Here is a 14,838-nt window from a genome sequence, read left to right as displayed (position 1 = left end):
GCGGAAACGACCTGCTCCAACGGAATATCGACCGGCGGCGACCGCCCGCGGCTGAACCGGCCCGCCGCGCGCCGGCCCGCAGCAGTGCGGCACCGGAGCGGCAGACCCACGCGAACGTGCGCGGGCAGTTGCTCAGGTCTTCTCTCCGCCGAACACCTTCAGGATGCGCTCCGCGGCCAGTGTGGCCGTCAACTCGCCGTCCCTGACCTGTTGTTCGAGGTCGGGTGCCAGGGACCGTACCGCCGGGGCGGCGTGCAGGCGGCCGAGGAGTTCGTCGCGGACCATGGACCAGGTCCAGTCGACCTGCTGCTCGCGGCGCTTGGCGGCGAGCCGGCCGGTGGAGTCGAGCAGGGTGCGGTGCTGTTCGAGGCGCTCCCAGACGCTGTCCAGGCCGGCCGCCTCGCGGGCGCTGCAACTGAGGACCGGCGGGGTCCAGGCGGCGTCCCTGCCGTGCATCAGCCGCAGGGCGCCCGCCAGTTCACGGGCCGCGGCGCGGGCGTCGCGTTCGTGCGGGCCGTCCGCCTTGTTGACGGCGATGACGTCGGCCAGTTCCAGGACGCCCTTCTTGATGCCCTGGAGCTGGTCGCCGGTGCGGGCGAGGGTGAGCAGCAGGAAGGAGTCGACCATGTTGGCGACCGCGGTCTCCGACTGGCCGACGCCGACGGTCTCCACCAGGACGACGTCGTAGCCGGCGGCCTCCATGACCACGATCGACTCGCGCGTCGCCTTGGCCACCCCGCCCAGCGTGCCCGAGGTCGGGGAGGGACGGACGAAGGCCGCCGGGTCGACGGCCAGGCGTTCCATCCGTGTCTTGTCGCCGAGGATCGAGCCGCCGGTCCGGCTGGAGGACGGGTCCACGGCAAGGACCGCGACCCGGTGGCCCAGTCCGGTCAGCATGGTGCCGAAGGCGTCGATGAACGTCGACTTGCCCACGCCCGGCACCCCGCTGACGCCGATCCGCCGCGCCTTGCCGCTGTGGGGAAGCAGCTCGGTCAGCAACCCCTGGGCCAGCGCGCGGTGATCGGGCCGGGTGGACTCGACGAGCGTGATCGCGCGGGCCACCAGGGCCCGCTTGCCGTCGAGTACACCCTTCACATACGTGTCGAGGTCGATGGCCATGGGGCTCAGAGGTCGTGCCCGAGGCCGGCCGACAGCCGTTCGACCAGGTCGTACGCCGCGTCCGGGATCACCGTCCCGGGCGGGAAGACGGCCGCCGCGCCCATCTCCAGGAGCGTCGGCACGTCCTGCGGCGGGATCACTCCGCCGACCACGATCATGATGTCCTCGCGTCCCTCCTCGGCGAGTTGCTCGCGCAGCGCCGGCACGAGGGTGAGGTGTCCGGCGGCCAGTGACGAGACGCCGACGATGTGCACGTCCGCCTCGACGGCCTGGCGGGCCACCTCGCCCGGGGTCTGGAACAGCGGGCCGACGTCGACGTCGAAGCCGAGGTCGGCGAAGGCGGTGGCGATCACCTTCTGGCCGCGGTCGTGGCCGTCCTGGCCCATCTTGGCGACCAGGATGCGCGGACGGCGGCCCTCGGCCTCCTCGAAGGCGTCCACCAGGGTGCGGGTGCGTTCCACGGACGGTGACTCCCCGGCTTCGTTGCGGTACACGCCGGAGATGGTACGGATCTGGCTCGCGTGCCGTCCGTAGACCTTCTCCAGGGCGTCGGAGATCTCCCCGACGGTGGCCATCGCGCGGGCCGCGTTCACCGCCAGCTCCAGCAGGTTGCCCTCGCCGCCGGCGGCGCGGGTGAGCGCGTCCAGCGAGGCCTGGCAGGCGCTCTCGTCGCGTTCGGCGCGCAGGCGCCGCAGCTTGGCGATCTGCTGGGTGCGCACCGAGGAGTTGTCGACCTTCAGCACGTCGATCTGTTCGTCGGTCTCGACGCGGTACTTGTTGACGCCGATGACGGGCTGGCGTCCGGAGTCGATGCGGGCCTGGGTGCGGGCCGCCGCCTCCTCCACCCGCAGCTTGGGGATGCCGGCGTCGATGGCCTGGGCCATGCCGCCCGCCTGCTCCACCTCCTGGATGTGCTGCCAGGCCCGGCGGGCGAGGTCGTACGTCAGCTTCTCGACGTACGCGCTGCCGCCCCACGGGTCGATCACCCGGGTCGTGCCGGACTCCTGCTGGATCAGCAGCTGGGTGTTGCGGGCGATGCGGGCGGAGAAGTCGGTGGGCAGCGCGAGCGCCTCGTCCAGGGCGTTGGTGTGCAGCGACTGCGTGTGGCCCTGCGTCGCGGCCATGGCCTCCACGGCCGTACGCGTCACGTTGTTGAACACGTCCTGCGCGGTCAGCGACCAGCCGGAGGTCTGCGAATGGGTGCGCAGGGAAAGCGACTTGGGGTTCTGCGGGTCGAACTGCTTCACCAGCTTCGCCCACAGCAGGCGGGCCGCGCGCAGCTTGGCGATCTCCATGAAGAAGTTCATGCCGATCGCCCAGAAGAACGACAGCCGGGGCGCGAACGCGTCCACGTCCAGGCCCACTTCACGGCCCGCCCGGATGTACTCCACGCCGTCCGCGAGCGTGTACGCCAGCTCCAGGTCGGCGGTCGCACCCGCCTCCTGGATGTGATAGCCGGAGATCGAGATGGAGTTGTAGCGGGGCATCCGCTGCGAGGTGTAGGCGAAGATGTCGGAGATGATCCGCATCGACGGCTTCGGCGGGTAGATGTAGGTGTTGCGGACCATGAACTCTTTGAGGATGTCGTTCTGGATGGTCCCGGCCAGCTTCTCCGCCGGCACACCCTGTTCCTCGGCGGCCACGATGTAGAGGGCGAGGACCGGCAGCACGGCGCCGTTCATCGTCATCGACACGGTCATCTTGTCCAGCGGGATGCCGTCGAAGAGCCGGCGCATGTCGAGGATGGAGTCGATGGCCACGCCTGCCATGCCGACGTCGCCGGTCACGCGCGGGTGGTCGCTGTCGTAGCCGCGGTGGGTGGGCAGGTCGAAGGCGACCGACAGGCCCTTCTGGCCCGCCGCCAGGTTGCGCCGGTAGAAGGCGTTGGACTCCTCGGCGGTGGAGAAGCCGGCGTACTGGCGGATCGTCCAGGGCTGGTTGACGTACATCGTCGGGTACGGGCCGCGCAGATAGGGGGCGACGCCCGGGTAGGTGCCCAGGAAGTCCAGGCCCTCCAGGTCACGGCCCGTGTACAGCGGCTTGACCGCGATGCCCTCCGGCGTCTCCCACAGCGGCTCGTCACCGCCGGTGGCCTGCTTGACGGCCGTGCGCCACTCGTCGGCGCCGCCGTCGGCGGCCGGGGTCCCCAGTTCGATCCCGGAGAAGTCGGGGATTCCCATCAGGACACTCCCATGCGGTCGAGGGCGGCGGAGAGCACGGCGACGGCGTCGCAGCCCGCGAAGACGTACGCGTCGACTCCCGGGTACTGCCCCGGGCGGCCCGCCAGGAACACGTGCGAGGCACCCGCGTCCTTGAGCTCCTGGGCCAGGGTCGCCGCCTGGTCCTCGTACAGCGCGTCGCTGGAGCAGAGGACGGCCTCGGTGGCGCCGCTGTCGGCGAAGGAGCCTTCCGTGACGGGCTCGATGCCGCCGGCCTGGAACAGGTTCGCGGCGAAGCCGACGCGAGCGGTGTGCGCGGCGGCGGGGCCGAGGGTGGCCAGATAGACCCGCGGGCGGGATCCGGTCGCCGCCAGGTGGGCGTCGGACCGGGCGCGCAGCCTCTCGAACGATTCGTCGCGCCGCACCCGGGGCAGCCCGCCGGAGCGGGGCGCGGGCGCGGGCGTCCGCTCCACCGGGCGCTCGCCGAGGTCCGGGAACTCGCTGACACCGGTGACGGGCTCGCGCCGCTTGGCCAGCTTCGCGCTGCGGGCCTCCCAGGTGTCCGCCAGGTCATGGCCGATCCGGCCCGAGCGCAGCCCGGCCGCCTGGCCGCCCGTCCGCTCGATCTCCTGGAAGAACTCCCAGCCCGCACGGGCGAGTTCGTCGGTGAGCCGCTCCACGTACCAGGAGCCGCCGGCCGGGTCGACGACCCGGGACAGGTACGACTCCTCGATGAGGATCGTGGACGTGTTGCGGGCGATGCGCCGCGCGAAGGCGTCCGGCAGGCCGAGCGCGTGGTCGAAGGGCAGCACGGTCACCGCGTCGGCGCCGCCCACCCCGGCCGCCAGCGTGGCGACGGTGGTGCGCAGCATGTTCACCCAGGGGTCGCGCCGGGCCATCATCACCGGCGAGGTCACGGCGTGCTGCACCTGTCCGACCGCGGACCCGCAGACCTCGGTGACCCGCGCCCACAGCCGGCGCGCGGCCCGCAGCTTGGCCACGGTCAGGAACTGGTCGGCGGTGGCCGCGTACCGGAACTCCAGCTGGGCGCAGGCGTGTTCCACCGGCAGGCCCGCCTCGGTCAGCTCCCGCAGATACGCCACCGCGGTCGCCATCGAACAGCCCAGCTCCTGCGCGGCCGAACCGCCGGCCTCGTGATAGGGCAGCGCGTCCACGGTCAACGCCCGCAGCCCCGGATACTCCGCGGCGCACCGGCGCGCGAGACCGGCCACGGGCGCGAAGTCGTATTCCCGGCCGGTACGGGCCTCGTGGCCCAGCGGGTCGGCACCGAGGTTGCCGCGCGCCGCATCCCTGGCGACGCCCCGCTCCTCGTACAGCCGCAGCAACTCCTGTGCGGCGGACTCGACGTCACTTCCGGCGTCCAGGACGACGGGTGCCAGGTCGAGATACACGCCGTCGAGGAGCCGGCCGAGCGAGGAGACCGGAATGCCGCCGTCGCCGAGGACCAGCCACAGCGACGTGACGCCGTTCTCCAGATCGGCGAGGACCGCGCCGTCGGCCGTGTGCTGCTGTCGCACGTCCCAGCCGCCGACGGAGTTCCCCTCCGCCCGGCCGCCGCGGACGAACGGCGCGAAACCGGGCAGGCCGGGGTCGGGTGCGGCGTCGTGCGCGCTGTACAGGGGCCGGAGGTGAAGCCCGTCCTCCAGCGCGGTGGACAGGGCCTCCTCGGCTGCCGCGTCCGAGACGTCCCTGCCCGACTTGCGCAGCACACCCGCCACGAGGCGTTGCCACTGCTCATGGGTCGCGTCAGGGAACTCGGCGGCCAGCGAAAGCCCGTCGTCGGGCAGGACCGTCATGTTCGGATGCTAGGCCAGACGGGCCGAGCGACAGCAGAGGGCGCGGCTGTGACCTTGACCGCTCCCCCCCTGTGACCTCGGCCTCTCCTGGCCGCACGAGCTCCTTCGGCAGGCGCGAGGCGCGTCGGCGAGCACGGGTCGGCGCGCGGCCGGGGCGCGCCGGGGGTCGGGGGAGCACCGTGATCAGCGCGGGCGCGCGACCACACGACGGCGCCGGCGATCAGCGTCGCGGTCACCAGGTCCGCGGACGGCACCGGTGGCGATGTCATGACCTGAACACGGCCGTTTCGTTCCGCCCCGCCGCAGGGGGTGGGTCGGACCCGGACCGCTGTGACTTCTCCCACCTGCTCTTGTCCGGGCGAGGAAGGGTTACCTACGTTCGGTCACATGTCCCCCCAAGATCGCGCCCTTCCTGACGAGCCGGACGAATCCGGCGCGGCGGGCCGGCCCACCGCGGACCGGCCCGGCGCCCACCCCTCGGCCGACCTGACCATCGACCTGACCGCCCACGAAATGCTCCGGCGTGCCCATGTCCTGGACGCGCTCGGCCCCGAGTGGGACCCCGTCACCGCCCTGCGCGACGAGGAGGCGGCGTACGAGCTGCTGTACTCCGGCCTCGACGCCGAGCAGCAGCGCATGTACGACGAGCTGGTCGCGGCCGGCGTGCTGCCGCGCCGAGGGGGTGGACATGCTGCCGCTTGACCCCCAGGCCGACATCGGGCGCCGGGCCTGGGTGGCCTGCCCCAACTGCGACGACCGTCGCGGCTGCGCCACCTGCGAGCAGGGGCGCACCTGCTCCGAGCACTGGCGCTACCTGCTCTCCAACGCCGGCAGCCTGCTCCACCTCCAGTGCCGGTCGTGCACCCACATCTGGGCGCACGAGACCCATTTCGGAGCCACCCGCTCCCCGTGGGAACGCATCACCAGCGGCCTGCGACGACGCTGATCCCCTCCGGCGGCCGACCCGGGTCGGATGAGGGCCGGGGTGAGCTGCGGGCCGGTGGGGGAGACCGGACGGCGGACGCGTGCCCGCTTTCGGATGATTTCGGATGATTCGAGCGCCTGTCGTCGGGGGCGGCGGGCCGCCCGGGCCGAGGATCGCGGCGGCGGCCATTTCTGCCTGCCGTTCGTCCCGCCCGGAGGCAGCCGTGCACATCCTGCTCCTAGCCAGCGCGTTCAACAGCCTCACCCAGCGCGTCCACGCCGAGCTGCGCGACCGCGGCCACCGGGTGGCGGTGGAACTCGCCCTGCCGGGCGGCTCGCTGCCGGACGCGGTGCGACGGCACGCGCCGCAGCTGATCGTGGCGCCGATGCTGAAGGCGGCGATCCCCGAGGAGGTGTGGGCGGCCCACGCGTGTCTCGTCGTCCACCCGGGACCCGTGGGCGACCGTGGACCGTCCTCCCTGGACTGGGCGATCCACGAGGACATCGACGAGTGGGGTGTCACCGTCCTCCAGGCCGACGGCGAGATGGACGCCGGTGATGTGTGGGCCTGTGTGCCCTGTCGGCTGCCCCGGGTGTCCAAGAGCGAGCTGTACCGGGGTGAGATCGCCGACGCCGCGCTCGAGGCCGTCCTGCTGGCGGTGGAGCGCTTTGCGGGAGGCACCCATGTGCCGTGCGAGCAGGACACGGTCCCCGTGGCCGACGCCCGCCGGCGTCCGCGTCCGTACCTGGACCAGAGTGTGCGGCGGATCGACTGGGCCGAGGACACGACCGGGACCGTCCTGCGCAAGCTGAGGGCGGCGGACTCGCAGCCCGGTGTGCTGGACACGCTGCTCGGCGGCGAGTGGTACCTGCACGGCGGGCACCCCGAGAGCGTGTTGCGCGGCCGCCCGGGCGAGCTGCTGGCGACCCGCGCCGGAGCGGTCTGCCGGGCCACCGGGGACGGCGCCGTGTGGATCCCGGAGCTGCGGGCCAGGCGGCTCCCCGGGCAGCCGCCGACGTACAAGCTGCCCGCGGTCGCGGCCCTCGGTGACCGGCTGCCGCCCCTGCCCGAGGTGCCGGAGGCCACCTGGACGGACATCCGCTACCGGGAGAGCGGCGACGTCGGCTTCCTGTCGTTCTCCTTCCCCGGCGGCGCCATGAGCACCGAGCAGTGCCGCCGGCTGCTGGACGCCTACCGGGAGGCGTGCGCGCGGCCCACGTCGGTGCTGGTGCTGGGCGGCGAGCGGGACTTCTTCTCCAACGGGATCCACCTCAACGTCATCGAGGCCGCCGACGACCCCGCCGCCGAGTCCTGGGCGAACATCAACGCCATCGACGACCTGGTCGAGGCGGTCCTGACGACGACCGACCGGCTGGTGGTCGCGGCGGTCGCGGGCAACGCGGCGGCGGGCGGGGTGATGCTCGCCCTGGCGGCGGACGAGGTGTGGTGCCGCTCGGGTGCCGTGCTGAACCCGCACTACCGGCTGATGGGCCTGTACGGCTCGGAGTACTGGACGTACACCCTGCCCCGCAGGGTGGGCCCGGCGGTGGCCGAACGCCTCGTGCGGGAGGCGCTGCCGGTGAGCGCAGAGAGCGCGCAGGGCCTCGGGCTCGTCGACCGGGTGGTGGACGCCGGCCCGGGAGCCTTCGCGGGGGAGGTCGGCCGCCTGGCCGCGCACCTGGCCGCCCTGCCGGCGACGGGGACCCGGATCGCCGCGAAGAAGACGGAGCTGGAGCGCCGGGAGAGCGAGACCCCCCTGGCCGCGTACCGGGAGCGGGAGCTCGCCCGGATGCGGATGACCTTCGACGACCCGGACGCCCCGTACCACGCGCTGCGCAGGGCGTTCGTCCACAAGGAACGCCCCGCGGGCACCCCGGCGCACCTCGCCGCTTCTCAAACCGATCCGGGCCCGTCTGCCGCCGAATTCACCGGAACGGCCCCCCATGACATCCCGTCGCCGCCCATCGGCTGATACCAAGAATCCGATGAACGCGGAAAGTCCCGAAACGGGGCTTTCATTCCTCACCTCCCCAGGAGGCGGTCCCATGACTGAGGCGACGACGAAGACGGTCGGCGCTGCGCCCGCCGACGAGACACCCACGATCCACATTCTCTGGATCAACGCAGGGCTGAGCTGCGACGGCGACTCGGTCGCGTTGACGGCGGCCATGCAGCCCAGCATCGAGGAGATCGTGCTCGGCGCGCTGCCGGGGCTGCCGAAGATCGCCGTCCACTGGCCGCTGATCGACTTCGAGTGCGGACCGGTCGGCGGCGCGGACACGTTCATCGAGTGGTTCTTCAAGGGGGAGCGGGGCGAGATCGACCCGTTCGTGCTGGTCGTCGAGGGCTCCATCCCCAATGAGGCGATCAAGCCCGAGGGCTACTGGTGCGGCTTCGGCGACAACCCGGAGACCGGCCAGCCGATCACCACCAGCGAGTGGATCGACCGGCTCGCCCCCAAGGCGCTGGCGGTCGTCGCCATCGGCACCTGCGCCACCTACGGTGGCATCCACGCCATGGCCGGCAACCCGACCGGCGCCATGGGCCTGCCGGACTATCTCGGCTGGGACTGGAAGTCCCAGGCCGGCATCCCCATCGTGTGCGTCCCCGGCTGTCCGATCCAGCCCGACAACTTCTCCGAGACGCTCACGTACCTGCTCTACCAGGCGACCGGCGCCGCCCCGATGATCCCGCTGGACGACAAGCTCCGTCCCACCTGGCTGTTCGGGGCCACCGTCCACGAGGGCTGCGACCGCGCGGGCTACTACGAGCAGGGTGAGTTCGCCCTGTCGTACGACTCGCCGAAGTGCCTGGTCAAGCTGGGCTGTTGGGGTCCGGTCGTCAAGTGCAACGTGCCCAAGCGCGGGTGGATGAACGGCATCGGCGGCTGTCCGAACGTCGGCGGCATCTGCATCGCCTGCACCATGCCCGGCTTCCCCGACAAGTTCATGCCGTTCATGGACGAGCCGCCCGGAGCCAAGCTCTCCAGCACGGCCAGCGGCGCCTACGGAGCCGTGGTCCGCAAGCTGCGCTCGATCACGGCGAAGACGGTGGACAAGGAGCCCAAGTGGCGCCGCACCGGAGAGAAGATCACCACCGGCTACCGGCCTCCCTGGTGACGCCCCACCGCGAGTGACCCGCTTCTGCTTCGCGCACCCCCCAACCGAACCCCGCGCAACGAAGGGCACGGCAAAGACGATGGCAAGGACGAAGGCGGCCGGCGACGGCAGCGGCCTGGTGGAGATGGCCTGGGACCCGATCACCCGGATCGTGGGCTCCCTCGGCATCCACACGAAGATCGACTTCAAGCAGAAGCGGGTCGCGGAGTGCTACAGCACCTCGTCGGTCTTCCGCGGCTACAGCGTCTTCATGCGCGGCAAGGACCCCCGCGACGCCCACTTCATCACCAGCCGCATCTGCGGAATCTGCGGCGACAACCACGCCACCTGTTCGGTGTACGCGCAGAACATGGCGTACGGCGTGAAGCCCCCGCACCTCGGTGAGTGGATCATCAACCTCGGCGAGTCCGCGGAGTACATGTTCGACCACAACATCTTCCAGGAGAACCTGGTGGGGGTCGACTACTGCGAGAAGATGGTCAAGGAGACCAACCCCGGCGTCCTCGAACTCGCCGAACGCACCGAGGCCCCGCACGCGGCCGAGCACGGCTACCGCACCATCGCCGACATCATGCGCTCGCTGAACCCCCTCGAAGGCGAGTTCTACCGCGAGGCCCTCCAGGTCAGCCGCTACACGCGCGAGATGTTCTGCCTGATGGAGGGCCGCCATGTGCACCCCTCCACGCTCTACCCGGGCGGCGTCGGCACCATCGCCTCCGTACAGCTCTTCACGGACTACCTCAGCCGCCTCATGCGGTACGTCGAATTCATGAAGCGCGTCGTGCCGCTGCACGACGACCTGTTCGACTTCTTCTACGAAGCGCTGCCGGGCTACGAGGAAGTGGGCCGCCGCCGGGTCCTGCTCGGCTGCTGGGGCGCGCTCAACGACCCCGAGTACTGCGACTTCACCTACGCCAACATGTCCGACTGGGGCCGACGGATGTTCGTCACGCCCGGTGTCGTCGTGGACGGCAAGCTCGTCACCAACGACCTCACCGACATCAACCTCGGCATCCGCATCCTGCTGGGCAGCTCGTACTACGAGGACTGGCAGGGCCAGGAGCAGTTTGTCACCCACGACCCGCTCGGCAACCCCGTGGACCCGCGCCACCCGTGGAACCAGCACACCATCCCCGCCCCGCAGAAGCGGAACTTCGACGACAAGTACAGCTGGGTCATGTCCCCGCGCTGGTTCGACGGCAAGGACCACCTCGCCCTGGACACCGGCGGCGGCCCCATCGCCCGCCTGTGGTCCACGGCGCTGTCCGGGCTCGTCGACATCGGGTACGTCAAGGCCACCGGCCACAGCGTGGTCATCAACCTGCCGCGCACCATGACCAAGCCGGAGACCAGCTTCGAGTGGAAGATCCCGAAGTGGTCCAACGCCCTGGAGCGCAACCGCGCGCGCACCTACTTCCAGGCGTACGCCGCCGCGGTCGCCCTGCACTGCGCGGAGAAGGGCCTCGAGGAGGTCCGTGCCGGACGCACCCAGACCTGGGAGAAGTTCGAGGTCCCGGACGAGGGGCTCGGCGTCGGCTTCACCGAGGCGGTCCGCGGCGTCCTCTCCCACCACATGGTGATCCGCGACGGCAAGATCGCCAACTACCACCCGTACCCGCCCACCCCGTGGAACGCCAGCACCAGGGACACCTTCGGCACGCCAGGACCGTACGAGGACGCCGTGCAGAACACCCCCATCTTCGAGGAGAACACCCCGGAGAACTTCAAGGGCATCGACATCATGCGCGCCGTCCGCAGCTTCGACCCCTGTCTGCCCTGCGGCGTCCACATGTACGTCGGGGGCGGCAAGACGGTGAAGTCCATGCACGTGCCCACCGGCCTGAGCGGACTGGGCGGATGAGCGCGCCCACGGCGGCGCGACCCGTCGACGCGGAACAGACCGGACGCCGGGTCGAGGAGGTGCTGGACCGACTGGCCGCGAGCGGCGACCCGGCCGCCGTCGAGGCGGCCGAGGAACTCGTCCGTTCCCTCATGGACTTCTACGGCGCCGGTCTGGCCCGCGTACTCCACCTGCTGTCCACCGCTCCGGGCGACCCGGTGGCGGGCCTGCTCGGCGACGAACTCGTCGCCGGCCTGCTCGTCCTGCACGACCTGCACCCCGAGGACCGCGACACCCGCATCGCCCGGGCCCTCGACAGCGTCCGCGAACACCCCCTGGACGTCGTGGACTTCGACGAGGAGAGCGGTGCCCTGACCCTGCGGGCCCGGGAGGCCGGCGGCTGCGGATGCGGGTCCGGCGAGAGCGCCCGGGAGGCCGCGCGCGCGGCCCTCGCCTGCTTCGCACCGGAGGTCGGCGCGGTCGACGTACAGACCGCGCCCGCGGGGCCCACGCTCCTCCAGATCGGCACGGCACCGACGGGCGCCCGATGACGGCGTCCCCGGCGACGCGCACCCCTGGCCTGCGCAGGTTCCTCACCGAGCGAACTCCGCGGCCCGAACGGTGCGAGCTGTGCGCCGTGCCGGTCGAGACGGACCACCGCCATCTGGTCGACACCGAGAAACGTGCCCTCGTCTGCGCCTGTGCCGCCTGCGCCCTGTTGATGCAGCAGCAGGGCGCAGGCGCGGGCCGCTTCCGCACGGTCCCGGCCCGCTATCTCACCGACCCCGGGCATCGTCTCGACGAGAGCGCGTGGGAGGCGTTGCAGATCCCGGTCGGCGTCGCCTTCCTCTTCCGCAACGCGGCGCTCGACCGGCTGGTCGCCCTGTATCCGAGCCCGGCCGGAGCCACCGAGAGCGAACTCGAACCGGACACCTGGACGGCGGTCCTCGGCGGCAGCCGCCTCGCCGGACTGCTCGAACCCGACGTGGAGGCGCTGCTGCTGCGCCGCACCCAGGGCCGCTTCGAGCTCCACCTCGTACCGATCGACATCTGTTACGAACTGGTGGGCCGCATGCGCCTGTTGTGGCAGGGCTTCGACGGCGGGGCCGAGGCCCGGGCGGCACTGGACGCGTTCTTCGCGGACGTCGCGCGACGCGCCCGGCCGGTGGACGAGGAGCCGAGGCCATGACGGAGTTCTCCTTCGCCTGCACCGGCGTCCGCGCCGACCGCTACGCCGCCGGACCCACCCTCGTCTTCCGGCTGCGCGTCACCGCCGCGGACGGCGCGCGCGTGCACGCTCTCGCGCTGCGCTGCCAGATCCGCATCGAACCCGCCCGCCGCGGCTACGAGTCCGCCGAGGCCGACGGGCTGGCGGATCTCTTCGGCGAGCGCTCGCGCTGGGGCAGCACGCTCCAGCCGGTGCAGTTCGCGCAGATCTCGCTCATGGTCCCCGGCTTCACCGGAGAGACCGAAACCGACCTCGTCGTCCCGTGCACCTACGACATGGACATCGCGGCGACCCGCTACCTGGACGCCCTCACCGCCGGAGAGGTCCCGCTGCTGATGCTGTTCTCCGGTACGGCGTTCATCGGCGAAGGCGGCTTCCGGGTCGAGCCGGTGCCGTGGGACCGGGAGGCGGTGTTCCGGATGCCGGTCGCGACCTGGCGGGAGATGGTCGAGCAGCACTTCCCCGGATGCGGCTGGATCCGGCTGCCGCGCGACACCATGGACGTCCTCCTCGCCTACCGCTCACGGCACGCGCTGCCCTCCTGGGAGGCCACCCTCAAGGCCCTGCTCGACGACAGCGGCGGCGCCGACCCGCCCCGGCGCGACCCGCTGCGCGCGCTCACCGGCACCACCGGAAGGACGGACCCGTGACCGTGACCGCGTTCGCCTCCGAGACGGAGGAGCGGTTCGCCCTCGCCCGGCAGGTGGCCGACGCCGTCCTCTTCGAGGGCTATGTGCTCTACCCGTACCGCGCCTCGGCGGCCAAGAACCGGCTGCGCTGGCAGTTCGGGGTGCTGGTGCCGCCCGGCTGGGGCGCCGAGTGCGAGGAGCACGACTTCCAGCACACCGAATGCCTGATGGAGCCGAAGGCGGGCGCGACCCTCTCCGTCGAGGTGCGCTTCCTGCACGCCCGACGGCGCACCGTGCAGCGGGTACGCCCGGACGGCGGCTTCGAGACGGTCGCCGAACTCCGCCTCGACGACCGGGTGCTGGTGCCCTGGGACGAGGGCGGCGAGGAGCGGGTCGAGGTGGTCGCCCCGGTGGACGAACTCCTCGGCGACGGCGTCACCCATCCGTTCCGGCGCCCCGCCCGGGAGGACACCGAACCCGTCCTGGACGCGGAGGGCCGCACCGTCGGCCGGCTCCTGCGGCGGTGCGAGGAGATCAACGGGACGATCCGGCTGTCCGCCCGCGAGCTCGACGGCCCCTACCGTGTCCTGCGGCTGACCGCCGTCGTCGAGAACACCAGTGACTGGACGCCGTCCGAGGCCCGCGACGCCGGCCGGGACGCGGCACTGCCGCACTCCCTGGTGGCCACCCACCTCCTCATGGCCCTCAGCGCCGGATCGTTCCTGTCCATGACGGATCCCCCCGAGTGGGCGAAGGGCGCGGTCGCCGCCTGCCGCAACCTGCACACCTGGCCCGTGCTCGCCGGCGAGACCGGCACCGCCGACCTCGTACTGTCCTCGCCGATCATCCTGGAGGACCATCCGGCCATCGCACCGGAGAGCCCCGGCGCGCTCTACGACGCCACCGAGATCGACGAGATCCTCGCGCTGCGCACCGCGGCCCTCACCGACGAGGAGAAACGCGAGGCCCGAGGCACCGACGAGCGGGCGGCCGCCGTGATCGAGCTGGCGGACTCCATGCCGGCCGAGGTCCTGGAGCGGCTGCACGGGGCGGTGCGCAGTCTGCGTGCGGCGACCGGCCCGGCCCCCGTCGCCGCGGAGGTCGGCTTTCCCGACGAGCACGGGGTGCAGCGCCCGGACACCCCCTGGTGGGACCCCGCGAGCGAGGAGGGCTTCGACCCGGCGAAGGACCACGTGCTGGTGGACGGCCGGCCGGTGGGCAAGGGCAGCCGCGTCGAGCTGCGCCCGGGCCTGCGGCGCACCGACGCGCAGGACATCTTCCTGCGCGGCCGCACCGCGACGGTCGAGGCGGTGCTGCACGACGTCGACGGCGGCGTGCACCTGGCGGTCACGGTCGACGGTGACCCGGGCGCCGACATCCGCCGCGAGCAGGGCCGGTTCCTGTACTTCCAGCCCGACGAGGTCACCCTGGCGGAGGACGACGCATGAACCTCCCCGCACCGGCAGCCCCGAGGACGCTCGTGGCGGGCATCGGCAACATCTTCCTCACGGACGACGGCTTCGGTGTCGAGACCGCCCGCCGGCTCGCCGAGCGCGACCTGCCCGGACACGTCGAGATCGTGGACATCGGAGTGCGCGGGGTGCACCTCGCCTACCAGCTCCTGGACGGCTACGACACCCTCGTCCTGGTGGACGCCACCGCGCGCGGCGAAGCCCCCGGCACGCTGTACGTGATCGAACACGACGTCGGCGGCGCAGGCCCACCGCCCGGCACGCCCGCCCTGGACGGTCACCGGATGACCCCCGACTCCGTCCTGGCACTGCTGGGCACCCTGTGCGCCGGGACCGGCGGCGAGCCGCCGCGGCGCGTCCTGGTCGTCGGATGCGAACCGGCCACGGTGGACGAGGGCATCGGTCTCAGCCCGCCGGTGTCCGACGCCGTACCGGAGGCCGTCCGGCTGATCGAAGAGCTGCTGCGGAACGGGGAGCCGGGAGAGTCCGCGCCGCGGGCCACGGCCGACGGGATCTCGACATGAGGAGAG

General features: G+C 72.0%; 13 protein-coding genes. 10 read left to right on the top strand and 3 right to left on the bottom strand.

The annotated features are described in order from the left end of the window. Positions 1–132: 132 nt before the first annotated feature. Genes meaB through OHU34_RS03970 form a run of 3 tightly spaced genes read right to left on the bottom strand, consistent with a single transcriptional unit; the run spans position 133 to position 5,095 of the window. The gene (meaB, locus tag OHU34_RS03980; protein ID WP_405764745.1) at positions 133–1,119 is read right to left on the bottom strand and encodes a methylmalonyl Co-A mutase-associated GTPase MeaB; all 987 of its coding nucleotides are present in this window, start codon (positions 1,117–1,119) and stop codon (positions 133–135) included. Between the two features lie 5 nt (positions 1,120–1,124). After that, positions 1,125–3,299 (bottom strand): methylmalonyl-CoA mutase, encoded by a 2,175-nt coding sequence (scpA, locus tag OHU34_RS03975; RefSeq protein WP_142267677.1) that lies wholly within the window; start codon positions 3,297–3,299, stop codon positions 1,125–1,127. Next, positions 3,299–5,095 (bottom strand): methylmalonyl-CoA mutase subunit beta, encoded by a 1,797-nt coding sequence (locus OHU34_RS03970; protein ID WP_142267678.1) that lies wholly within the window; start codon positions 5,093–5,095, stop codon positions 3,299–3,301. The genes scpA and OHU34_RS03970 overlap by 1 nt, the downstream gene beginning before the upstream one ends. A gap of 387 nt (positions 5,096–5,482) precedes the next feature. Here OHU34_RS03970 and OHU34_RS03965 point away from each other — a divergent pair, with 387 nt between their 5' ends. The 10 genes from OHU34_RS03965 to OHU34_RS03920 all read left to right on the top strand — a co-directional run bounded on the left by OHU34_RS03965 (position 5,483) and on the right by OHU34_RS03920 (position 14,832). Further along, complete coding sequence (locus tag OHU34_RS03965) at positions 5,483–5,797, top strand: DUF6400 family protein (RefSeq protein ID WP_142267679.1); 315 nt, start codon at positions 5,483–5,485, stop codon at positions 5,795–5,797. Next, positions 5,784–6,041 carry a hypothetical protein gene (locus tag OHU34_RS03960; RefSeq protein WP_142267680.1) on the top strand — a complete coding sequence of 86 codons (258 nt, stop codon included), beginning with the start codon at positions 5,784–5,786 and terminating at the stop codon, positions 6,039–6,041. Before OHU34_RS03965 ends, OHU34_RS03960 begins: the two co-directional genes overlap by 14 nt. 202 nt (positions 6,042–6,243) lie before the next feature. Continuing rightward, complete coding sequence (locus tag OHU34_RS03955; RefSeq protein WP_230193811.1) at positions 6,244–7,992, top strand: enoyl-CoA hydratase-related protein; 1,749 nt, start codon at positions 6,244–6,246, stop codon at positions 7,990–7,992. A 73-nt stretch (positions 7,993–8,065) separates the two neighbouring features. Next, positions 8,066–9,139 carry a hydrogenase expression protein HypE gene (locus tag OHU34_RS03950; protein WP_389503964.1) on the top strand — a complete coding sequence of 358 codons (1,074 nt, stop codon included), beginning with the start codon at positions 8,066–8,068 and terminating at the stop codon, positions 9,137–9,139. Between the two features lie 79 nt (positions 9,140–9,218). Then, the gene (locus OHU34_RS03945; RefSeq protein WP_020129552.1) at positions 9,219–11,000 is read left to right on the top strand and encodes a nickel-dependent hydrogenase large subunit; all 1,782 of its coding nucleotides are present in this window, start codon (positions 9,219–9,221) and stop codon (positions 10,998–11,000) included. Continuing rightward, positions 10,997–11,530, top strand: a complete 534-nt coding sequence (locus OHU34_RS03940) for a hypothetical protein (protein ID WP_142267683.1) — start codon at positions 10,997–10,999, stop codon at positions 11,528–11,530. Before OHU34_RS03945 ends, OHU34_RS03940 begins: the two co-directional genes overlap by 4 nt. Then, positions 11,527–12,168 carry a DUF5947 family protein gene (locus tag OHU34_RS03935; protein ID WP_142267684.1) on the top strand — a complete coding sequence of 214 codons (642 nt, stop codon included), beginning with the start codon at positions 11,527–11,529 and terminating at the stop codon, positions 12,166–12,168. The genes OHU34_RS03940 and OHU34_RS03935 overlap by 4 nt, the downstream gene beginning before the upstream one ends. Continuing rightward, on the top strand, positions 12,165–12,857 hold the full coding sequence (locus OHU34_RS03930; protein ID WP_405764738.1) for a DUF6084 family protein: 693 nt from the start codon (positions 12,165–12,167) through the stop codon (positions 12,855–12,857). Before OHU34_RS03935 ends, OHU34_RS03930 begins: the two co-directional genes overlap by 4 nt. Next, on the top strand, positions 12,854–14,284 hold the full coding sequence (locus OHU34_RS03925) for a hypothetical protein (protein WP_405764736.1): 1,431 nt from the start codon (positions 12,854–12,856) through the stop codon (positions 14,282–14,284). Before OHU34_RS03930 ends, OHU34_RS03925 begins: the two co-directional genes overlap by 4 nt. Then, the gene (locus OHU34_RS03920) at positions 14,281–14,832 is read left to right on the top strand and encodes a hydrogenase maturation protease (protein ID WP_405764733.1); all 552 of its coding nucleotides are present in this window, start codon (positions 14,281–14,283) and stop codon (positions 14,830–14,832) included. Before OHU34_RS03925 ends, OHU34_RS03920 begins: the two co-directional genes overlap by 4 nt. Positions 14,833–14,838 lie beyond the last annotated feature (6 nt).

The sequence above is a fragment of the Streptomyces sp. NBC_00080 genome (genome assembly GCF_045041255.1).
GTDB classification, from domain to species: Bacteria; Actinomycetota; Actinomycetes; order Streptomycetales; family Streptomycetaceae; genus Streptomyces; species Streptomyces coriariae.
Note: the sequence above shows the minus strand (reverse complement) of the source record. Positions and strands in the feature narration are given on the sequence as shown.

Excerpts from the sequence above, each read along its gene's own strand:
- meaB (WP_405764745.1), bottom strand. The coding sequence starts at position 1,119 with ATGGCCATCGACCTCGACACGTATGTGAAGGGTGTACTCGACGGCAAG.
- scpA (WP_142267677.1), bottom strand. The coding sequence starts at position 3,299 with ATGGGAATCCCCGACTTCTCCGGGATCGAACTGGGGACCCCGGCCGCC.
- OHU34_RS03970 (WP_142267678.1), bottom strand. The coding sequence starts at position 5,095 with ATGACGGTCCTGCCCGACGACGGGCTTTCGCTGGCCGCCGAGTTCCCT.
- OHU34_RS03965 (WP_142267679.1), top strand. The coding sequence starts at position 5,483 with ATGTCCCCCCAAGATCGCGCCCTTCCTGACGAGCCGGACGAATCCGGC.
- OHU34_RS03960 (WP_142267680.1), top strand. The coding sequence starts at position 5,784 with ATGCTGCCGCTTGACCCCCAGGCCGACATCGGGCGCCGGGCCTGGGTG.
- OHU34_RS03950 (WP_389503964.1), top strand. The coding sequence starts at position 8,066 with ATGACTGAGGCGACGACGAAGACGGTCGGCGCTGCGCCCGCCGACGAG.
- OHU34_RS03945 (WP_020129552.1), top strand. The coding sequence starts at position 9,219 with ATGGCAAGGACGAAGGCGGCCGGCGACGGCAGCGGCCTGGTGGAGATG.
- OHU34_RS03940 (WP_142267683.1), top strand. The coding sequence starts at position 10,997 with ATGAGCGCGCCCACGGCGGCGCGACCCGTCGACGCGGAACAGACCGGA.
- OHU34_RS03935 (WP_142267684.1), top strand. The coding sequence starts at position 11,527 with ATGACGGCGTCCCCGGCGACGCGCACCCCTGGCCTGCGCAGGTTCCTC.
- OHU34_RS03930 (WP_405764738.1), top strand. The coding sequence starts at position 12,165 with ATGACGGAGTTCTCCTTCGCCTGCACCGGCGTCCGCGCCGACCGCTAC.
- OHU34_RS03920 (WP_405764733.1), top strand. The coding sequence starts at position 14,281 with ATGAACCTCCCCGCACCGGCAGCCCCGAGGACGCTCGTGGCGGGCATC.